Below are 22,382 nucleotides of genomic sequence, written 5' to 3'. Positions count from 1 at the left end.
TTATATTATGATACAGATTAGCCCTCCACCGCCTTCATTTACAATACGTTGAAGAGTTTTCTGAATCTTAGCTCTTGCATCATCAGGCATCATATTGAGCTTGCTCTGAAGCTGCTCTTTTACCAGATCATGTAGTGACTTGCCAAACATATTTGATTCCCAGATTTTTGAAGGGTCATTTTCAAACTCATCTAGTAAATATTTTAGTAATTCTTCACTCTGCTTCTCTGTTCCAATAATTGGCGATACTTCAGTTGTTATATCTGCTCTAATCAAATGTAAACTTGGTGCATTTGCACGCAATTTAACTCCAAATCTATTACCTTGCCTGAAAATTTCAGGTTCATACAATTCTAATTCTTCAAGGCTAGGAGGTACTAATCCGTATCCTTTCTCTCTTACGTCTTTTAACGCACTTTCTATTTTATCATATTCTTTCTTAGATTTTGCAAGTTTTGAAATTAATCCCAATAACTGATGTTCTCCAACTATTTTATAACCTGTTATTTCACTTATTACATCATATAATAAATCATTTTCAACATCCATTTCAATATTAGCTATTCCTTCACCTAATTTGATTTCAGATATAGTTGCATTTTTAATAGCCTCACAATCTGTAAATTTATCTAATGTATTTGTAATATCCCTAATTCTATATAATTCTGTTACAGTTTCCTTAATTGAATTTAATATATTTTCACGTATCCAATGTTTGTTAGATAATCCTTCAACCCAACCAGGTAGATTAATGTTAATCTCTCTTATTGGGAATTCTAGCAATACTTTTTCAAGAATATTATTTACATCTTCTATAGACATATTTAAACAGTCAACTGCAATTACTGGTGTTTGATATTTTTCCTCTAAACTTTCTCTGAGTGCTATTGTACTATCTAAATCTGGATGCCTTGAATTGAGTAATATTACAAAAGGTTTATCAAGTTCTTTTAATTCACTAATAACTCTTTCTTCAGCCTTAATATAATTAGACCTTTCAATGTCTGTTATAGAACCATCAGTGGTTATAACTAATCCAATTGTAGAATGATCAGTTATAACTTTTCTAGTCCCTATTTCCGCAGCTTCTTCAAATGGTATCTCTTTTTCAAACCATGGTGTAGTAACCATTCTAGGCATATTATTTTCTTCATGTCCTAAAGCCCCTTTTACTATGTATCCTACGCAATCTACCATTCTGACCCTAAACTTAACATTATCTTTCAAAGTTAATTCAACAGCTTCACTTGGTACAAATTTAGGTTCAGTTGTCATTATAGTTCTACCAGCTCCACTTTGTGGTAATTCATCATTAGCTCTTTCTTTTCTATATGTATTATCTATATTTGGTATAACTAGTAATTCCATAAACCTTTTAATAAACGTTGATTTACCTGTTCTAACAGGTCCTACAACTCCAATATATATATCTCCATCCGTTCTTTCAGCAATATCTTTGTATATATCGAAATTCTTCATCCATTTTCCCCCCTTTATATAATATATTGAAGAATCTCCATTTTTAGTATAATTTTTCTTTCAGAAAAATATGAAGTTGGACTTAGTTCTTAACATTATATATATATGAAAAGATTAAAATAATATGACATGCTAACAAAAAAAGGACATCCTTTCGATGTCCCTACCAATTAAATCCCGTTTCCTGTACAATTTCTTCCATCTCATGTTTTTTATCTCTCATCATTAAATTAAAGACAGAATATCTAACATCTTTTCCTTCATAAAGCACTCCATAAATTTCTTCCGTTATCGGCATTTTTACATTATATTTTCTAGATAGTTCATATGCTGCCTTAGTTGTCCTTACTCCTTCTACTACCATTCCTACAGATTTAATTGCTTCCTCTAAACTAGCTCCTTGTCCAATTTTAATGCCTGCTCGTCTATTTCTACTATGAAGACTCGTACACGTAACAATCAAATCACCTATTCCTGAAAGACCAGCAAATGTCTTTTTATTTGCTCCCATTTTTTCGCCTAAACGTGAAATTTCAATAATTCCTCTGTTCATAAGTGCCGCTTTAGTATTATCTCCATATCCTAATCCATCTGATATACCTGCTCCTAAAGCTATTACATTTTTCAATGCTCCACCAAGTTCTACACCTATTACATCAGGATTTGTATAAACCCTAAACCTAGGAGTCATAAACACTTCTTGAATATATTCAGCAGTTTTTTTGTTTGTAGATGCAGCCACTACTGCTGTCGGTATATCTCTAGAAACCTCTTCAGCATGTGAAGGGCCTGAAATAACAGTGTACTCAATAGTTGGCAACTCTTGTTTCACAATCTCTGAAACTCTAAGCAAAGTATCTGTTTCTATCCCTTTTGCTACATTAACTAAAATAGGCTGTTCTTTCAATTGAGTTTTAAATTTCTTGATTGTCTCTCTAACAGCATGTGATGGTACAGCCAATAAAATTATATTTTTTCTATAAACAGCTTCTTCTATATCATTAGTAACGTTAATATTATCTGACAGCTTAACATTAGGTAAATACTTTTTATTTTCTCTAGCTTCTTTCATATAATTGCATTGATCTATATCTCTTACCCATAAGTCAACATGATAGCCTTTATTGGCAAGTAATAAAGCTAAAGCCGTACCCCAGCTACCTCCCCCTAAAACGCCAATAGTCACTTCCATTACTATTCCTCCTCATTTAAACCCTTTGACCTATCTTTCTTTCTTGTCCTTTCAATAATCGTGATATATTTTCTTTATGTCTATAAATAGCCATAACAGATAGTATTAATGTAAAGATTAAGAAGTCTAAATTAAAAGGTCTATTTATAATTAGTCCTATAATAGGTAATAAAGCCATTGTTATTACTGAACCTAATGAAACATATTTCGATCTTATAACAATAATCAAACCAATAGCTACACAAATAATTGCTATCTTATAGTTAACAACTAACATTACACCAATGGTTGACGCTATGCCTTTCCCACCTTTAAAATTCAATAAGACTGGCCAATTATGACCTACAACTACACTCACACCAGAAAGAAACATCCCTGTTTCTCCTAAAATCATTTTACCTAAAATTACTGCTATCACTGCTTTTAATAAATCAAATAAAAATGTTATAGCTGCTATCTTTACACCAAAAACTCTTAAAGCATTTGTAGCTCCTGCATTCCCACTTCCATAATTTCTAATATCTTTGTTTTCAAATATTTTTCCTATTAAATAGGCTGTATTTATATTCCCTATTAAATAACTCAATAATAGTACTAATAAGATTTTATACATCTAATCCCCCTTTTCTTTAAATTCTAATTGAATAGGCGTTCCTTCAAAGCCAAATGTCTGCCTTATTTGATTTTCTAAATATCTTTGATAAGAAAAATGCATTAACTCTATGTCATTAATAAAAATAACAAATTTCGGAGGCTTTATTCCTACCTGAGTACCATAGTATATTTTTAATCTTCTCCCTTTGTCTGATGGTGGCTGGTTCATAAGTACTGCTTCACCAATGATATCATTTAATACACCAGTGCTAATTCTCATAGAATGATTGTTAGAAACTTTCTTTATTAAATCAATTATTCTATTAACTCTTTGTCCTGTTTTTGCTGAAATAAATAATATTGGGGCATAAGACATAAATGATAATCGTTCCCTAATTTCCTTTTCATATCTTAAATAAGTTTTATCATCTTTTTCAACAAGATCCCATTTGTTCATAATAATAATAGTAGCTTTTCCATTTTCATGAGCATATCCCGCTATTTTAGCATCTTGCTCAGTAACAGATTCTAATGAATCTATAACTAATAAACAAACATCCGCTCTTTCAATCGCTGTTAATGATCTAATCACACTATATTTTTCTACATTCTCATTAATTTTTTTCCTTCTTCTGATACCAGCTGTATCTATAAAAACAAACTTATCTTCTCCCACTTGAAATGGTGTATCTATTGCATCTCTAGTTGTACCAGGTATATCACTTACTATAACTCTCTCTTCTCCTAAAATTTTATTTATCAAAGATGATTTTCCTGCATTCGGTTTTCCTATTACTGCAACTTTAATTACACCTTCTTCATATTCTGTATCTTTATCCTCTGGAAAATGCTCAATTACTGCATCTAATAAATCTCCAATTCCTAATCCCTGTGAAGCTGATATCGCTATAGGATCACCTAATCCTAGTTCATAAAATTCATAAATCGTATCTGGAGTCATAGGTGTATCAATTTTATTACAAACTAGTAATACCTTCTTCTTAGATTTTCTTAACATATTAGCTACTTCTCTATCAGTAGATGTTAATCCCTCTATTCCATCTACAACAAACAAAATAACGTCTGCAGTATCAATTGCTATTTGTGCCTGCCTTCTCATTTGTGATAAAATTATATCTTCTGTATCAGGCTCAATTCCTCCTGTATCAATCAAAGTAAAATACTTGTTTAACCATTCAGCTTCAGCATAAATTCTATCTCTAGTAACTCCAGGTCTATCTTCTACAATTGCTATCCTTCTACCTGCTATTCTATTAAAAAGAGTAGATTTTCCTACATTTGGTCTACCTACAATAGCTACAACCGGTCTTGCCATATACATCACCTCGCATATTTTTTGTAGAAATCTACAAACTCATATCCATCAACATCCAAAACAATCACTTTTACATTTAATCTTTTTTCTACTTCTTCCACAGTAATATCATCTAAGAAAATATTTTCGTCACGTTTCAACATAGATTTTGGAATTATTAGTCCATCCCCTAAATCTTTTCCAGTAAGTTGTCCAATTAAATCGGTCCCAGTTATAAGCCCTGATACAGTTATTGTTTCTCCAAAAAAATTATTACCTATAGGTTCAACTTGTAAATTAAGATCTCTAAATTTACTCATAACTAAATCAGCAACATCTTTCATAAAAGGATAAGCTAACATGCCTGTTGCTATAGTAAATTTTTTATTTAATTGCATATCTTTATCTATTTGAGCTAAAGCTTTACATACTTCTTCAAAAAATAATCTCATCAATCCTACACCATTCTCTAACTGTGGAAAACCCTCATATTCATCAAATAAAGGTATTTCCTTTTTTGCAAGGACATAAAATTCATCAGCAGCAAAAACAAACCTTGAACCTAATTTTTTAAGATATTCTTTTTGTTTTTTATTAATGAAATCTAACAATTTTTCAGCTGTATACTTGTTATATGTTTCTAATTTAAATAGTCCTTTTCTATATTTTGTTACACCCACAGGCACAACTGCAACACTTTTAACGTTTGGATATAAAACTGCCAAGTCTTCCAATGTCCTATCTAAATATATACCATCATTAATTCCTGGACATAAAACAATCTGACAATTCATTTCTATATTTGCTTCACTAAACCTTTGCAATATATTGTATAATCTACCAGCATTTTTATTGTTTAACATTTTTACTCTTAATTCAGGGTCTGTTGTATGAACAGATATATTTATTGGACTTAACTTATAAAATATAATCCTATCAATCTCATCGTCAGATAAATTTGTAAGCGTAATAAAATTACCCTGTAAAAAAGATAATCTCGAATCATCGTCCTTAAAATACAGAGTATCTCTCATCCCTTTAGGTAATTGGTCTATAAAACAAAATATACACTTATTTCTACAACTCTTAGCTTTATCAATTAAGGGATTTGTAAATATTATGCCAATATCCTCATTAGTATCTTTTTCAATTTCTAGTTCCCATATTTCTCCATTTTTCTTTTGTATTGTCATTTCAACATAATCATCAGAAATCTGATATTTGTAATCTAAAATATCAGTTATTGGATATCCATTTACAGATATCAACACATCTCCACTTTCAATTCCTAACTCTTCTGCAATACTACCACTTTCAATTGCTTCGATAATATTTGTGTGTCTATTTGTATTTTTAATTTCCATAATATCCCCTCTATAATTACCTATTATTAGTACTAGGTATTAATATTATATCATACCTATATTATTCTTGCCTATGTCATATCACCAATTAATTATATATAATCAAAAAATTTTTAGCAACATCTTTAATTATAACATATATAAATGCTCTATAAAATGTCATAATACTTAATGCCTTACAATTACATAAGCTCCATTTTCCAAATCGTGTACCATCCCCAAAGTTATTTTCGATAGTAAAAGAGCAATTTTCTCTCTTTCTTCCTCGTCTTTTACATAAAAAACTGGTACATTATCACCTATAACTGTATCTTTTCTAGTTGTTACAACTGCTAAAATCGTTTCTTTAAATCCTACATCCATCTTTCCCACTCCTTAATCAGCTGCTTTTCTTCCAGCTTTAGAAGCTAAAGGTTTTCTTTTTGCACTTTCTAATACAACTGTTCTTTTCACAGCTTCTATTAAACATTCTATATCTGGTTCCATAGGCACAATAGCCATAACAATATTCCCTGTCTCAGGGTCTCTTCTAGCTATAGGTGTAAAATCAGGTTCATCCACATCTTTCCTTATGCCTAATAAAGCCGCTGCATTATGCTGAATAGCCTGTCTTTGTCCTAAATTAGCTAATGTTGCAATTCCATTTTCATCATGTGGAATAATTTCCACAGCTATACCTTTTTCTTCGTATATTTTTCTTGATTCCTTCAAACCAATATTCATTATTACAACATCATTAATTGTTAATAATGGCCCTTTAAATTTGATTTCTGCAGGAACTACATCTGCGATATCTCCAACTGTTTGTCTGGCTATTGCTTTGTTAAAATAATATATAGAAATTAGACCAATTATTACTCCAATAATAATTGATTGTGTCCTTGAAACACCAACTTTAAAAAGTAAAAATATTACTATGCTTACTATAAGAGATGTCAGCATAGTCATATAGTTCCTAGCTTCAAAAGCTTTTGCAATATCTTCAATATACGCGGTACCTCTTGCCACTAATTCAGTAGGTTCTATGTTGTCTAAACTTTGACGTTCTAAATTCCTTACATCCCTGAACTGCTGAGCTGCTAAAGCTAAAAATGTAACTGCAGCGTATTCTTTCTCCCATAATGCAGGTAAAGCAACTGAACCTAATCCTGCTGCTACAATACCTAAAGTAAGATGTGAGAACACTCCTTGAGGATAACTTGGATATTGTCTATGATCAACTCTAAGCATAGATATTCTTGATAAAATCCCTAACATTATTGAAGGAATTATTATATGACTATAATTGAACATTTTACCACCTTCTAAATATATCTAAACTTCAATTTATGTTATTGTTTTAAATTTATTAATTCAAGCTTTATGTTTAAATCTATAATTTAGGTTTCCCTTATTTTTTTTTACTATTCTTTTTAAAGGTTCTATAATAATGTTGGGATGGTAAACTCCAACATTATTTTTTTCAAAAAAATAATGTACTTATTCAAAACGCCCGTTAAAATATAATTACCTACAACATTTGAAAAGGAAGCATTCAATAAGTACATAATAATATGACTAAATTGTTAAATTTAAAAGAAATTTTGTGAAAAAAATTTTTAACGTTATAAATTTACTCAATCTAAACCAGCAGATGAAGTTAGAATACTTCTTAAAAACTGGACTAACATAGCTAGAAATAACAATATTAAAAAATATATTTCTTGTGCTAATGTTCTTTTTAATTAGTTTAATGAAATAATTAATTTATTTGATCTTCCTTACACTAATGAATATATTGAAAGATATAAAAATAAAATTAAGATATTAAAACGTAATGCACATAATGCCTTCGACTTTAGAAATCTTGAAAGATTATGCACATATCTCTTTATTTTTTATCGTAATAATTTATCATATCAAAATAACCTTCTATATAAATAAAGGACAGTGTTCTAAAGAATGCCTCCCCCAACTATTAACAAAAAACCTTAAAAAAAGCTGAAGGTCTCCCTTCAGCAGTAATATAGTAATTTCCCACTATTGAAGTTAATTTATAGTTTCATTGTAGCTATCTCCTGTTCTATTTCTGTATGACATGTGTCAAACTAAACGTTACTTTTGACTAACTATTATTACCATTTAATACCTATAAATCTTGGATATGATATCCCTTTGATTTTTCCATCTTTTTCAAAAACTAATAATCGACCAAGTCTCTTTTCTGGGATATACTTCCAACCCTTTTTATTTTTTTCTTCTATGAATTTATCAAAGAAATATGTGTGATTTACCGACCCCAGCCCTTTCCATTCAGATGATTTCACTTTTGCTATATAGTAATACGTAAATGGATTTTTAACGACTTCTTTATTTGAATGCAAAGATATAATAAAAAAAGATAGAGCAAAACCTAAATATAGTAATACAGTAGCAATAAATAGAGATATTATAGTAATTGCATACTTCATATTCCACCTCTTATCTTTGAGAATAACTAATTTACTTTAAAAAACTTTACTTTATAGTCCCCACCAGACTCCATGAATTGCTCAACAACCCAAGACAATGGTTTGTCTTTTCTATCATTAGTATGATATGTCATTAAAAAGTCTCTTTTATTACTAGAATTATATCCATAATCCGTAATTATCATTGTATGGTAACCTTCATCATCCATTGGTACTCCACCCGTATGTATTGCTTGAGAAACAAAGTTAGCACAATCTCCACCTAAATCATTCAAATCTGGGTATTCAGCCGTATTATAAACATCATAGTATTGATAAGCATAATCTACAGCATCTTGTCTTGAATCGTAGTGTCAAAAATTTTAATTCATATCAAAACCTTACCACCTCCCTCAAAAAATTTTTAATAGTTTGTTACAGAATTCTACAATTATTAAAAAAATTAAAATTATTTAATGATAATAATGTATTATCTAATATAGATTATATATATATATGGAATGTCAAGTATTTTTTTCCTTTTGTAAGATTAATTATGCAAAGTTGAAAAATATACCAAAATCAAATAAAGCATAGTTTCTAACTCTAAAAAAATGTTAGAAACTATGCTTTATTTTTTAGTAGACATAAATATATTATGTCTGCTGTAAAGAATAAAGTAATTATTCTCCTATATTTAAATAAATAATCCAAAATTATAATTTATCCAACGGAAAAGATACTATAAATTCAGTACCTATATTTACTTTACTTTTTACACTTATCTCACCTTTAAAAGCTAAAACAATATGCTTAACAATCGCTAATCCAAGTCCAGTTCCTCCAACCTTTCTAGACCTAGCTTTATCCACTCTGTAAAACCTCTCAAAAAGTCTTGAAAGATGCTGTTCATCTATACCAATTCCTGTATCAGATATCTTAATTACAAGTCTATTTTTAGTGCTATATGCCGTAACAGTAACAGTTCCTCCTTCAGGAGTATATTTAATACCGTTATCTATTAAATTAATAAGCATTTGTTTAAACCAACCTCTATTTCCACTTAAGTTTGGTAAATTCCTATTTACCTTTTCAATCAAGCTTACTCCCTTTTTATTCGCTAATCCACCTAGTATCTGTATTACTTCTTCAATAGATCTATTAACATCTATTACATCTTTTTTAGTCATTTCATTGCTATTTTCTATTTGTGATAACAACAACAAATCTTCTATAAGATTTGTAAGCCGTGACGTTTCAATATCGATTATATCTAAAAATTTATTTCTAATTTCTTTATCTTCTACAGCACCACTTTTAAGTGTTTCAATAAAACCTCTTATTGATGTTAGTGGTGTCTTTAATTCATGTGAAACATTTGCTACAAAATCCTTTCTCATTCTTTCCAATCTTCTTATATCTGTTATATCTTGTATTATTACTAATACACCGATGGTTCTATTAGGGTCATTAGTTAATTTAATCGGATTTATATAGACATTAAATATTTTACTATTAGGTTCTTTAACTTCTATCTCAAACTTAGATTGTATATTAGTATTTAATAACTCATATATCTTTTCTTCTAAATTTAAATCTTTTAAAACTTCTAATACATACTTATTGCGCACGTCTGCTTCTTTTATCCCTAACATTTTTTCAGCCATTGGATTTACTAAAATAATTCTCTTATTATTATCTAGTGCTATAACTCCATTTATCATGCTAGATAAAATAGCTTTTAACTTAGTATTTTTATCTAAAAGCTCATTTATTGTATCACTTAATTTTAAGCTCATTTTATTAAAATTATCTGCTAAAAGCCCAATTTCATGTTCAGCCCTTACTTTTACTAATTCTCCAAAATTACCACTTGATATTTTCCTTGTTGCAATTGTAAGCTCTTTAATAGGTTTTGTAACACTTCTTACATATCTATACCCTACAAATATTGCAACAAGTAATCCAGCAATTATTGATAAAAAAATATATTTATACATTAAACTATAATATTCACTAATATCTTTAAGAGGTACAGAAAGTCTTATAACATCCAATCTATTTGATTTTATATCTACTGGTATAGCTACATATACCATCTCATATTCTAATGACTTACTATATCTTTTACTAATACCTATTTTGCCTTGTCTTGCTTTAATAACTTCTGGTCTATTACCATGATTATCTAATTTGTTAATGTCTGCATCAGAATCTCCAACTACCCAACCATCCTTATCAATAAACGTAATTCTAGCTTGTATTTTCTTTGAAAATATATCAGCTAATTCATTAAAATTTATTTTATCTATATTTTCCTGCTCTTTAATAAAAACTTCTATTAATTTCGAATTAGATATAAGTTTATCCTCAATATTTCTGATATAATTAACACGCATTAAGCTTATAGAAAGCATCCCAGTAGTTAATATTCCTATTAAAATCAACATTAGAAAGGTAACAAAAATTCTCTTTTGCATTTACATCTCCTCTATTTCATTTTATAACCTATACCTCTTATTGTCTGTATATACTGAGGATTTTTATCATCATCTTCTATTTTTCTTCTTAAATGTCTAATATGAACATCTACAGTTCTAGTGTCTCCAAAATAATCATATCCCCATATTTCATCTAATAAATAGTTACGAGTTAAAACATTTCCTCGTTTTTCAGATAAAATTCTTAAAAGTTCAAACTCCTTTAATGTCAAATCAATTTTTTTGCCCTTTTTTGTTACTTCATGCTTTTCTACATCAATCGTAATATCCCCAATTTTTATAACATTTTCTCTTCTCTCTTGTCTTTGTTGTGTACGTCTTAAAACAGCCTTTATTCTCGCTAAAAGCTCCCTTACACTAAAAGGCTTAGTAATATAATCATCCGCTCCTATTTCAAGCCCTAATATCATATCTATTTCTTCACTTTTAGCAGTCAACATAATAATTGGTAATTTTTCAGTTTCCTTATCTTTACGTAAAATTTTACATATTTCTATCCCATCAATAGAAGGAAGCATCAAATCAAGTATAACCAAATCAGGCTTTTCCTCTTTAACTTTCTTCAAAGCCTCATTTCCATCATTAGCAGCTATAACATAATAACCGTTAGTTTCTAAGTTGAATCTAATAAGCTCTATTATATGTTCTTCGTCATCAACTACTAAAATTCTTTTTAAATTATCCATAATATTCACCTCTACTATATTAAATAAGCTTAATTAGTGCTGCCATTCTTCCTGTTTTCCCATTTTCTTTCCGATATGAAAAAAATAAATCAGTATTACAACTTGTACATAAACCACTAATCGTTATATTGCTAGGCAAAATCCCCTTTTTCTCTAGTATTAGTTTATTAGTTTTCCATAAATCAATATAATATTTATCTGAATTTTTTTGTGTTATATTATCAATGATATCTGGATAAGCTTTTTCAAACTCCTTGAAAACTTCTTCTCCTACTTCAAAACAGCATTGTCCAATAGAAGGCCCAATACCTACTAATATATCCTCAAGTTGAGAATTAAATTTTTCAATTAATATATCAATCATTTTGCAAGCAATTCCTTTTACAGTCCCTCGCCATCCTGCATGAGCTAATCCAACAACTTTTTTTCCTTTATCTAGAAAAAAAATAGGCACACAATCTGCATAAAAAGTTGCTAATGTAATATTTTTAACATTTGTAACTAGCCCATCAACCCCATCACTTAGTCTATCATATACGTTATCTGTAAGTAGTTTATCGTCTACAATTTGAATATTGGTTCCATGAACCTGATTAGAAAATACTACATTTTTTTCACAAGTATCGATTATTTCAAAAACTTTTAAAAAATTCTTTTTTACATTATTTACTTCATCACCAGTTTTAAAACCTAGATTAAGACTATAATATGGATTAGAACTTACTCCACCGATTCTTGTTGTAAATAAATGTTTAACTAACCCCGTTTTTTCGAAATTATCAATAACATAATAATAAATACCTTTTTCCCTTACTAAAGTAAAACCCTTATTATACTTCATAAGTCTCACCTTTACAAAAAAACTTATTTCTTCTCATCTAATAACTTCTTCAATTCATCCATAAAAGTGTTTATATCTTTAAATTGTCTATAGACTGATGCAAATCTTACATAAGCTACTTCATCGATATCTTTAAGCTTATTCATCACCATCTCTCCAATACATTCAGTACTTATCTCTCTTTTTAATGTATTATAGAGATTTTTTTCTATCTCATCAACAATATTTTCCATAGTCTTTAAAGATACTGGCCTCTTTTCACAAGCTCTTATAATACCATTTAATATCTTATCTCTGCTATACTCCTGTCTAGTTCCATCTTTTTTAACTACAATCAAAGGAATTTCTTCTACCTTTTCATATGTAGTAAATCTATTATTACATTTAACGCACTCTCGTCTTCTTCTTATAGCTTGTCCTTCATCCGTCGGTCTTGAATCTACTACTTTAGTTTCAAAGTAGCTGCAATAGGGACACTTCATATTTATATTACCCCCTTAACATTTCATTGATTAAATTATATTATATTTTTTTATATGTGTCTATTCAAGTAACCTGTTATTCTTCACTCTTGTGAATCTCTTTTTATTCTACTTCTGTTTATATCATAATCCACTAATATAACATCTTTACCAATCTTTATTATATCTTCCCATTTAATAACATATTCATCACTTCTCCCAAAAAAACTAAGTAATCTACTACTTCCAGGAATATATACAGCTTCAACTACTCCCCTATTCAAGTCAATTTCAATATCATATATAAGACCTAATCTTGAACCATCCCTTACATTAATTACTTCCTTTTCCTTCAAATCAGAAGTTTTTACCATAGCCTCACCTTCTTTATTTTCTTTTAATCCATTAATTTAAGGTATAAATACTCTTAATAGACATATACAAAATAATATTGTTCTAACATATATTTATAAGTTGAAGCGAAAAAATATTACTTTTAATTTAACTAAAGAAGGGAGGCTACTAATATTATTTCATTTGTATTAGTTTTCTCATATGCCTTAAAGCTGTCTTTTCAAGTCGAGAAACTTGAGCTTGCGATATTCCAATTTCTTCTGCTACCTCCATTTGAGTTTTTCCTTCAAAAAATCTTAAATTCAATATTAATTTTTCTCTATCATTCAATTTTCTTAATGCTTCTCTTAAAGCAATACCTTCAAGCCAGGTTTCATCTTCACTTTTCTCATCACTAACTTGATCCATTACATAAATAGCATCACCACTATCATGATATATTGGCTCAAACAAAGATATTGGGTCTTGTATAGCATCTAATGCAAAAACTACTTCTTCTTTTGGTAATTTTAATTCGTTTGCAATTTCTGTAATAGTTGGTTCTTTAGAATTCTTATTCATTAATTGATCTCTTACTTGAAGTGCTTTGTAAGCTATATCTCTTAAGGACCTACTAACTCTTATCGAGTTGTTGTCTCTTAAGTACCTCCTTATTTCACCTATTATCATAGGTACAGCATAAGTAGAAAACTTAACGTTTTGACTTAAATCAAAATTATCTATAGCTTTAATCAATCCTATACATCCTACTTGGAACAAATCATCTACATGTTCTCCTCTTTTATTGAATCTCTGAATAACACTTAAAACTAATCTTAAATTACCTTTAATAAACTCTTCTCTAGCTTTTAAATCACCTGCATGAATTCTATCAAATAACTTTCTCATTTCTTCATTAGTAAGTACGGGAAGCTCTGATGTATTAACTCCACAAATTTCTACTTTGTTTACATGCATATTTTTCCCTGCCTTCCTCGATGTTTTGCCCCCTGTAATAAATTATTGACTTTAGGCTTAATTATTATACAAAAAAATATAAAAAGACTGGTTTTTTATACCAGTCATAGAATACTATACCATTCTATTAATTTCTTTCTTTAATCTCTTTATAATCCTTTTTTCTAACCTTGATATATAAGATTGTGAAATACCAAGCATATCAGCAACTTCTTTCTGAGTCTTCTCTTCTCCATTATTTAATCCAAACCTTAACTCAACTATTTTCTTCTCTCTTTTTGAAAGTTTTTTGATTGCCTCGTTTAATAATTCTTTATCTACTTCCTCTTCTAACAACTTAAATATCATATCATTCTCTGTACCTAAAATATCAGATAACAATAGTTCATTCCCATCCCAATCTATATTTAATGGTTCATCAAAAGATATTTCGGTTCTCGTTTTGCTATTCCTTCTTAAATACATGAGTATCTCATTTTCAATGCATTTAGATGCATATGTTGCCAATTTAATCTTTTTATCTGGATTAAAAGTGCTAACAGCTTTAATTAAACCTATTGTGCCGATTGAAATCAAATCTTCAACTCCAACTCCTGTACTTTCAAACTTCCTTGCTATATAAACAACCAATCTTAAATTTCTTTCTATTAATATTGTTCTTACTGTTTCATCTTCTTTCAATTTAGAAACTAAGTATTTTTCTTCTTCAGGGGTCAATGGAGGTGGCAAAACTTCACTTCCCCCAATATAGAAAATTGCTTTTTCATCTAATAAATCAAATTTCTTCAACAATTTTATATAGTATATTCTTATCAATAATTTCATTTTAACAATAAATCCCAATTTCTCCACCCCCAAATCAATTTAATAATTCTGGATGTAATAAAGCTTCGTATTTATCATCATTAGATAACTTATCATTATATATCCCAATAACAATATTTGTTATAGCTTTATCTTGATCTTTTATAATTACTCTATCAGGTTTAAATCCAAATAAAACTCCATTTTCTTGACCAATTGTTTTAAACGGAATTACTCTAAATTTTAAATCCTGTCCCAGTCCTTGCAAAAATGGTAATATAAGTCTCAAATCTTTTGTGTCATACATTTCAAAAAGCTTTTTTGTTTTTTCAGGCAATATATTTTTAATTGCCGAAAACTGTACAATAATAACTGGAGCATCTGTTAAAGGATCTTTCAATGAATTTCCAGTATCAACAAGTGCTATAATATGTACTTCCCTATCCTTCAATGAAATAGCAATAGGAACTAGTATTTTATCTTTGCTTATTTTTCCATGTATATAACTCCATGTATACTTAATCAAAATCCATGATGTTACTATTGCAAATGCAAGTATTTTAATAGGAAAATCTTTTATATAAAAAATACCATTACCAATATAAGAGTCTACATCTATTAAGTAAAAAAGAGCCAAAGCAGAACCTGCAAAAACAAAAGATACTATGTAAAATGTTGCAATTAACTTGAGAAATTTTTTAAAAGTAATAGGATTAAAAGCTACAATTACAATAAGAATTGAAATAGTTAGTTTCATAGTAAAATTAACCATGAAACTTAGCTTAGGATAAAATACAACTAAAGTATAAACAGCACCTATCAAAGCAGCTAAAGTTAATCTTAATCTTGATGTTTCAGTTCTTGTAAATCTTTTAGTTACATATAATATAATGAAATTAATAATAAAATTTTCTAGAATAAGGTACTCAGCATATACGTACAAAATACTGCCCCCTCAAATTAATTGGTCCTCTAATCTACAAATATTCAGTTGTCCTCATTTTTATGTCTATTATATAATATTATCTTTCAAAAATTTGTCATTTACTGAAGTCGAAAAAAACCCTTTTCTGTTAAGAAAAGGGTTTATTTACTCCTCCTTCTTAGGAAGGTTGGAATATCTAAATCATCTGTATCAAATTGTTTAACTTCACTATTTGTTTTAACATTATTTTTATCTTCGAATTTTTTATTTATAGTTTTTGCTTGACTTTCTTTTTTAGCATGATCAAATCCTGTTGCTATAACAGTAATCTTAATATCATCTTTTAAACTTTCATCAACAACTGCACCAAAAATAATATTTGCATCTGGGTCTACTGCTTGTTTAATCAAATCAGCAGCTTCATTTACTTCAAATAAGCCTAGATTGCTTCCACCAGTAATGTTAAGTAACACTCCTTTAGCTCCTTCAATAGAAGTTTCAAGTAAAGGACTCTGAATAGCTTGTTTTGCTGCTTCAATAGCTCTATTTTCTCCACTAGCTCTTCCAATTCCCATATGAGCTAAACCTTGTTCTAACATAATAGTCTTAACATCTGCAAAGTCAAGGTTAACAAGCCCTGGCACAGCAATTAAATCTGATATGCCTTGAATACCTTGTCTTAAAACATCATCAGCAATTCTAAAAGCATCCATTATTGAAGTTTTCTTTTCAACTACTTGTAATAATCTATCATTAGGTATTGTCACCAATGTATCTACTCTAGATTTTAATTCTTCAACACCTTTTTCTGCATGAAGCATCCTTCTTCTACCTTCAAACATAAAAGGCTTTGTTACAACACCAACTGTTAATATTCCTAATTCTTTAGCTATTTCAGCAACAATTGGTGCAGCTCCCGTTCCTGTACCTCCACCCATTCCAGCAGTTATAAAAACCATATCTGCTCCTTTAATTGCTTCAAGAATCTCATTTCTACTTTCTTCAGCAGCTTTCTTTCCAATCTCTGGATTTGCTCCAGCTCCTAAACCTTTAGTTAATTTTTCACCAATTTGTATTTTAATTTCAGCTTTTGAAGTATGTAAAGCCTGTTTGTCAGTATTTATAGCAATAAACTCAACACCTTTAACTTGAGACTCTATCATTCTATTTACTGCGTTATTTCCGCCACCGCCTACGCCAATTACTTTTATACAAGCAAACTGATCCATTTCTACATCAAATTCAAACATCAAATTCCCCCTTCGCTATTGTTTTTTAAAAATACTCATCCCATATTGTTTTTAAGATAGACATTACGCTTTTTGTATTTTTACTTCTTTTCTTACCTCTACTTTTCTTTATTTCTACATTATTATATTCTATATAATAATTTAATTTCCTTTTGAAACCATAATTTATAAGTCCAACTGCTGAAGAAAAAATAGGTTCTTGAGTTCCCATCTGATAAGGTTGTCCAATTCGTACAGGTAATCCAAAAACTTCTATCCCTAATTCAGTCACACCTTTAAAATAACTAACACCTCCACCTGTTATTACTATACCAGTCAATATCTTATCTTTAACTCTATTTTTTATTAAATCTGTATTAATTATCTCAAATATTTCCCTTATTCTGGCTTCAATAATTTCTGATAATTGCATTTCATTAACTTCTAAATTATTGCTAAACCCTAAAGGATTTATTTCAAAAATATTATTATCATCAGCTAACTTCGTGTAAGCAACGCCAAACTTCTTTTTAATCTCTTCACTTCTATTAAAAGGTAATCTAAGTCCAACTGATATATCATTAGTAATATGATTCCCCGCAATAGGTAAAATATTTGAATATATTAATGTTCCATTTTTAAAAACAGAAAAATCACTCGTTCCTGCACCAATGTCTAATAGTAAAACTCCTAAATCCTTCTCATCTTTCGTTAAAACAGCTTCAGAAGTTGCTATAGGTTCCATTACAATTCCTAACACTTCTATACCTGCTTTATTAACACTTTTCACCAAATTTAGTACAGTTGTTGTTGAGCCTACAATTATGTCTGCCTCAACCTCCAGCCTGATTCCCACCATTCCAACAGGGTCACTAATTTCATCATATCCATCAACTATGTACTGCCTAGGTATTATATCAATAATTCTTTGATCTTGTGGTATTGATACAATTGTCGCTGAATTCAAAACTCTTTTGACATCTTCAAAAGAAATTTCTTTATCATCACTTGATACAGCTATAATTCCTTTATTTCTAATGAGTTTTGTATATCCACCAGGTATATTTATATAAGCTTCATAAATTTCAAGATCTGCCATATTTTCAGCTTGGGTAACAGCTTCAAGTATAGCCTTAGTAGTTTCTTCTATATCTACTACAACACCTTTCTTTATGCCTTTGCATCTACTTTTACCTATACCAACAACTTGCAATTGTCCATTACTATCTATTTCTGATATAATCACACAAATTTTTGAACTGCCTAAATCTATCGAAGTAACAACATTCCCCATATACTTACGCCCCCTTTAAAAGCTCAACCCCTTTTTACCTATTAATCAGTATCCTCCTAATAATAGCAAAATTCTGGAATAACCTACTACCAAATGCAAAAATAGCTGCATAGTAAAGGGGCACTCCTAATCTATCTCCAATATAAGCTAAAAATGCTGCTAGTATTGCATTTCCAAAGAATCCTGTAACAAAAATACGAGTATCGAAATTTTGCTCTAAATTTGCCCTAATTCCCCCAAAAACTGAATCTAAGCATGCTAGTATTGCAACTGAAATATATAGTGAATAACTCGTTGAATAGGTTACAGGTATATAAAATCCTATCAGTACACCTATCAAAATACCTAAAAGTGCTAAAATCATTTTATTCACCCTCTTCTATAGGCTTAGCCTGATTAAAAGTAATATCACCCCAATATCTTGGGATAAAAATATTATCACTTATTCTAGTCTGTATTTTTATATTTCTAACTTCTTTTAATATATACCCATTTGTATTAGGAGCATTTATAGCTGCATACAACACCTTGGGATCTCCTATTGCTTTTATTACAAATGGAGAAGCTAATCTTTGTTTATTTATTGTTATAATGGGTCCTCCACATTTTATTTCAGACCTTGATAAAACCCTCTGTCCATTAATACTTATTGCTTCAGCACCAGCTGCATTTAAATCATTAATCAATTTTAAAACATCTAAATCATGTACTAAATCATAATTTACATTTTCTCCATAAGAAACTTTTTTATTGTTATCTTCCATTTTGATAATAATACCTGGTCCTTGAACATCTTCTAAACCTATTTCAAATCTTATATCTCTAATCTCTTGCTCAAGCAATTCAGCAAAAGAATCTTTATCTATGATAGCTTTATGATAATTATTTATCTCACTTTTTTTCTCTTCTATTAATCTCTTTAAATTACTAATTTCTCTCTTATAGTTGTTAATTTCCTTTTTTGTCATTTTAATCGAGTGTAAAGATACTAGTGTATAATCATCAATATCCTGTTTAAATTGAAATGAAAAAAGTATTCCAGTAATAATAGTAACTATCAATATAGTTACATTGCCAATATATTTTTTATCCATTTTTCTCACCTTATTTTTTAATCAGTATCATTATCTATTGGCTTTGCATATTTAAATTCATTTATTCTTGTATATCTAGGTATCTCTATATTTTTTTCTTCTTTAATTTGCACATCTAAATTAAATAAATTTTCCATATACCAAATCACTCCTCCTTTAAGCCTAAGAGCTGATTCTAAAATCTTAGGCTCACCAATTGCTTTAATTATAAAAGGAGGACCATATGAAACACCATTAATTTCAAGATGATTTCCAGCAGGTACTATCTCAGTGAATCCTGTATACCTCTGTTCGTTAACAGAAATTGCTTCTGCACCTGCAGCATTTAGATTACTGATTATTTCCAACAAAAAGTCATAATTATTAACTATAATACTAGTATCGTCTCCAAATTGTACTTCAATAGGTGGGTCATTTACTATTACTATTATACCCGGTCCTTTTACTGGCTCATATCCACCAAACATCCTATATTTCTGTAATTCTTTCATCAAATTTTTAATATAGACATTTTCTTCAGCAGCATTTTTTTCATATTGTTTTACTTTAAATTCTAAGCTATTTAATTCTTCTAATAATTTTTCCTTCTCATCTTTTAACTTTTTTAATTCTAAAGCCAATTGTTGCGCACTTTTAGTTGGCAAAATCCCATTTCCTACAGTCTCATTAACTGTTTTAAATTGTATTGCTATAATTATCCCTAGTATTAAACATACTAAAGCAAATGCTATTTTACTCTTTAACTCTCTCATTATGGATTATCCTCCTAATTACCTTCTGGTATAAAAATAGGACTATCTCCCTTATTAAAATAAATTGTACCTTTATTTATACCTCTATGTTTCAAATCATCAAGAATTTTAATAGTAAAGCTTAATTTATATTTTACATTATTTAGGTATCCAAATGCAACTTTAACACCCGATTTTAAATAAATTACTGTATTAGATTTATTATCTAATTTAACTTTTTTTATTTCTTTATATAAACCAATCTTTTTACAATCTTGAATCAAACCTATTATTTTTTCTAAACTAACATTATCTTCTAATGAAATTTTTTTGCCAATTGAAATATCATTAATATTAACGCCTTCAATTTCTAATAAATTTTCCTTTCTATAAGCCAATAGATTCAAGATATATCCTTCATCATCTATGTATATATATGAATCTAAATAAGGTATAGCTAAAAATTCTTTTCTCTCTTTTATTGTAATAACCAGCTTATTAGGAAAAAGTCTTTTTATATTTACAGATTTTACATATGGATGGGATAATAAATTTTCTTTTGCTTCTTGAGTTCGTATTTTAAAAATATTTTCCCCATAATTTAAACCAGAAGCCAAAATAACTTTTTCATCATCTAAAATATCATTTCCTTGAATTACTATTTCTGAAATGTCAAAAAAACTCGTTTTAGTCGATAAAATAATAAAGATTGATATTAAAAAAATTAATAATATTGTAATAAGTCCTATCTTTTTTTTTCGTATTTTTCTTTCAATACTGTCAGTCACTTTAAATCACTCCTGTAGCTTGTCCATCAGTTAAAAAGCAGCAAATACGCTGCTAGAATATTTTCTTTATATCAGCACCTAAAGATGCTAGATCTTTCTCAAAATCTTGATAACCTCTATCAATATGATATATATTTTCGACTATAGTAGTTCCTTTAGCAGCTAATCCCGCTAATACTAAAGCAGCTCCACCCCTTAAGTCTTTTGCAGTTACTTTTGCACCAGTTAACTCTTTGACTCCTTTTATTATCGCTACTCTTCCTTCCGTTTTTATTTTGGCTCCCATTCTAACTAATTCATCAACATGTTTAAATCTATTTTCAAATATAGTTTCACATACCACACTTGTTCCATTAGCTAATGACAAAAGAGCTATCATTTGAGCTTGCATATCTGTTGGAAATCCAGGATAAGGTAAAGTTCTAATAGATTCAACAGCATTAGGTCTTTTAGGACCAATTATCTTTAAAGTCGTACAATTATTGTAAATCATACATCCAGCTTCTCTAAGTTTTGCTATTATTGAATTCAAATGCTCTACTTCTATATTTTTTAATATAACTTCTCCACCAGTTATAGCAGAAGCTACCATAAACGTTCCTGCAACTATTCTGTCAGGTATAACTGTATGCTCTACTCCATGTAACTTATCAACACCGTCAATTCTTATTGCACTTGTACCTGCTCCATATATTTTTGCACCAGCGGAATTAAGAAAGTTTTGAAGATCGACTATTTCAGGCTCCTTAGCTGCATTTCTGATTATTGTAGTTCCTTTAGCTCTAACTGCAGCTAACATAATATTTTCAGTTGCTCCTACACTAGGATAATCTAATTGAATTTCACACCCTTTTAATTGCTCAGCACAACAATATATATATCCATGAGCTTCTTTAATATCTGCCCCAAGCTCTTTAAGAGCTTTAAGATGTAAATCAATAGGTCTCGGCCCAATGTCACACCCGCCTGGATAAGATATTTCGACTTGACCACATCTTGCTAGCATAGCTCCCATCAAAATGATTGAAGAGCGCATTTCTCTAACTAAATCTTCAGGTATCCTAATTTCCGAAAAAGGCCTTGAGTCTATTGTCATGATATCATCTACTCTATTAACTTTACATCCAATCGATTTTAAAATTTGTTCCATTACATCTACATCTCTAATTTTAGGTATGTTAAAAATAGTACTCACACTATTAGTTATAACAGAAGCAGCAAGAATAGGTAATGCAGAGTTTTTAGCACCACCTATAGTAATTTCTCCTACAAGTCTTTTTCCACCTTCTATAATATACTTACTCATAATTACACCTCCAGAATATGCACCGTGCCTATGTATAA

At 29.4% G+C, this 22,382-nt stretch carries 23 protein-coding genes and 1 pseudogene; all 24 read right to left on the bottom strand.

Annotation, left to right across the window (positions count from 1 at the left end; translation table 11 throughout):
- On the bottom strand, positions 1 to 1,479 hold the full coding sequence (spoIVA, locus tag BFN48_RS06980; protein ID WP_069650185.1) for a stage IV sporulation protein A: 1,479 nt from the start codon (positions 1,477 to 1,479) through the stop codon (positions 1 to 3).
- 163 nt (positions 1,480 to 1,642) lie between these two features.
- Positions 1,643 to 2,665 (bottom strand): NAD(P)H-dependent glycerol-3-phosphate dehydrogenase, encoded by a 1,023-nt coding sequence (locus BFN48_RS06975; RefSeq protein ID WP_423230245.1) that lies wholly within the window; start codon positions 2,663 to 2,665, stop codon positions 1,643 to 1,645.
- A gap of 22 nt (positions 2,666 to 2,687) precedes the next feature.
- Complete coding sequence (gene plsY, locus BFN48_RS06970; RefSeq protein ID WP_069650183.1) at positions 2,688 to 3,284, bottom strand: glycerol-3-phosphate 1-O-acyltransferase PlsY; 597 nt, start codon at positions 3,282 to 3,284, stop codon at positions 2,688 to 2,690.
- On the bottom strand, positions 3,285 to 4,601 hold the full coding sequence (gene der / locus BFN48_RS06965) for a ribosome biogenesis GTPase Der (RefSeq protein ID WP_069650182.1): 1,317 nt from the start codon (positions 4,599 to 4,601) through the stop codon (positions 3,285 to 3,287).
- Between the two features lie 5 nt (positions 4,602 to 4,606).
- Positions 4,607 to 5,944: a DUF512 domain-containing protein gene (locus BFN48_RS06960; protein ID WP_069650181.1), complete on the bottom strand. Its 1,338-nt coding sequence runs from the start codon at positions 5,942 to 5,944 to the stop codon at positions 4,607 to 4,609.
- A gap of 168 nt (positions 5,945 to 6,112) precedes the next feature.
- Positions 6,113 to 6,307, bottom strand: a complete 195-nt coding sequence (locus BFN48_RS06955; RefSeq protein WP_069650180.1) for a capping complex subunit for YIEGIA — start codon at positions 6,305 to 6,307, stop codon at positions 6,113 to 6,115.
- Between the two features lie 12 nt (positions 6,308 to 6,319).
- A complete protein-coding gene (locus BFN48_RS06950; RefSeq protein ID WP_069650179.1) occupies positions 6,320 to 7,237 on the bottom strand; it encodes a YIEGIA family protein in 918 nt (305 codons plus the stop codon).
- Between the two features lie 821 nt (positions 7,238 to 8,058).
- Positions 8,059 to 8,394 (bottom strand): hypothetical protein, encoded by a 336-nt coding sequence (locus BFN48_RS06945; protein ID WP_069650178.1) that lies wholly within the window; start codon positions 8,392 to 8,394, stop codon positions 8,059 to 8,061.
- A gap of 26 nt (positions 8,395 to 8,420) precedes the next feature.
- A pseudogene (locus BFN48_RS06940) lies at positions 8,421 to 8,726 on the bottom strand (amidase domain-containing protein); the annotation flags it as partial.
- Between the two features lie 363 nt (positions 8,727 to 9,089).
- Positions 9,090 to 10,853 (bottom strand): two-component system histidine kinase PnpS, encoded by a 1,764-nt coding sequence (gene pnpS / locus BFN48_RS06935; RefSeq protein WP_069650176.1) that lies wholly within the window; start codon positions 10,851 to 10,853, stop codon positions 9,090 to 9,092.
- Positions 10,854 to 10,864: 11 nt separating this feature from the next.
- The gene (locus tag BFN48_RS06930; protein WP_069650175.1) at positions 10,865 to 11,560 is read right to left on the bottom strand and encodes a response regulator transcription factor; all 696 of its coding nucleotides are present in this window, start codon (positions 11,558 to 11,560) and stop codon (positions 10,865 to 10,867) included.
- 19 nt (positions 11,561 to 11,579) lie between these two features.
- Positions 11,580 to 12,401 (bottom strand): peptidoglycan editing factor PgeF, encoded by an 822-nt coding sequence (pgeF, locus tag BFN48_RS06925; protein WP_069650174.1) that lies wholly within the window; start codon positions 12,399 to 12,401, stop codon positions 11,580 to 11,582.
- A gap of 23 nt (positions 12,402 to 12,424) precedes the next feature.
- A complete protein-coding gene (gene nrdR, locus BFN48_RS06920; protein ID WP_069650173.1) occupies positions 12,425 to 12,883 on the bottom strand; it encodes a transcriptional regulator NrdR in 459 nt (152 codons plus the stop codon).
- A gap of 83 nt (positions 12,884 to 12,966) precedes the next feature.
- On the bottom strand, positions 12,967 to 13,236 hold the full coding sequence (locus BFN48_RS06915) for a YlmC/YmxH family sporulation protein (protein ID WP_069650172.1): 270 nt from the start codon (positions 13,234 to 13,236) through the stop codon (positions 12,967 to 12,969).
- A gap of 154 nt (positions 13,237 to 13,390) precedes the next feature.
- Positions 13,391 to 14,173, bottom strand: coding sequence for an RNA polymerase sporulation sigma factor SigG (gene sigG, locus BFN48_RS06910; RefSeq protein WP_069650171.1), 783 nt, complete (start codon positions 14,171 to 14,173; stop codon positions 13,391 to 13,393).
- Between the two features lie 114 nt (positions 14,174 to 14,287).
- The gene (sigE, locus tag BFN48_RS06905; RefSeq protein ID WP_278287319.1) at positions 14,288 to 15,025 is read right to left on the bottom strand and encodes an RNA polymerase sporulation sigma factor SigE; all 738 of its coding nucleotides are present in this window, start codon (positions 15,023 to 15,025) and stop codon (positions 14,288 to 14,290) included.
- Positions 15,026 to 15,032: 7 nt separating this feature from the next.
- Entirely contained in the window at positions 15,033 to 15,920 is an 888-nt protein-coding gene (gene spoIIGA, locus BFN48_RS06900) for a sigma-E processing peptidase SpoIIGA (protein ID WP_069650169.1), read from the bottom strand.
- A 143-nt stretch (positions 15,921 to 16,063) separates the two neighbouring features.
- Positions 16,064 to 17,152 (bottom strand): cell division protein FtsZ, encoded by a 1,089-nt coding sequence (gene ftsZ / locus BFN48_RS06895; RefSeq protein WP_069650168.1) that lies wholly within the window; start codon positions 17,150 to 17,152, stop codon positions 16,064 to 16,066.
- 25 nt (positions 17,153 to 17,177) lie between these two features.
- Positions 17,178 to 18,425 (bottom strand): cell division protein FtsA, encoded by a 1,248-nt coding sequence (ftsA, locus tag BFN48_RS06890; protein ID WP_069650167.1) that lies wholly within the window; start codon positions 18,423 to 18,425, stop codon positions 17,178 to 17,180.
- A gap of 34 nt (positions 18,426 to 18,459) precedes the next feature.
- Positions 18,460 to 18,789, bottom strand: a complete 330-nt coding sequence (locus BFN48_RS06885; RefSeq protein ID WP_176718842.1) for a small basic family protein — start codon at positions 18,787 to 18,789, stop codon at positions 18,460 to 18,462.
- Position 18,790: 1 nt separating this feature from the next.
- Positions 18,791 to 19,519: a DUF881 domain-containing protein gene (locus BFN48_RS06880; protein WP_069650166.1), complete on the bottom strand. Its 729-nt coding sequence runs from the start codon at positions 19,517 to 19,519 to the stop codon at positions 18,791 to 18,793.
- Between the two features lie 17 nt (positions 19,520 to 19,536).
- A complete protein-coding gene (locus BFN48_RS06875; RefSeq protein WP_069650165.1) occupies positions 19,537 to 20,271 on the bottom strand; it encodes a DUF881 domain-containing protein in 735 nt (244 codons plus the stop codon).
- A 14-nt stretch (positions 20,272 to 20,285) separates the two neighbouring features.
- Positions 20,286 to 21,038 (bottom strand): cell division protein FtsQ/DivIB, encoded by a 753-nt coding sequence (locus BFN48_RS06870; protein WP_069650164.1) that lies wholly within the window; start codon positions 21,036 to 21,038, stop codon positions 20,286 to 20,288.
- A 52-nt stretch (positions 21,039 to 21,090) separates the two neighbouring features.
- A complete protein-coding gene (murA, locus tag BFN48_RS06865; RefSeq protein WP_069650163.1) occupies positions 21,091 to 22,344 on the bottom strand; it encodes a UDP-N-acetylglucosamine 1-carboxyvinyltransferase in 1,254 nt (417 codons plus the stop codon).
- Positions 22,345 to 22,382: the final 38 nt, after the last annotated feature.

Origin of the sequence: Caloranaerobacter ferrireducens, assembly GCF_001730685.1 — a bacterium.
Lineage (GTDB): Bacteria > Bacillota > Clostridia > Tissierellales > Thermohalobacteraceae > Caloranaerobacter > Caloranaerobacter ferrireducens.
The sequence above is the reverse complement of the archived record's forward strand: the minus strand, read 5'-3'. Positions and strand labels throughout refer to the sequence as shown.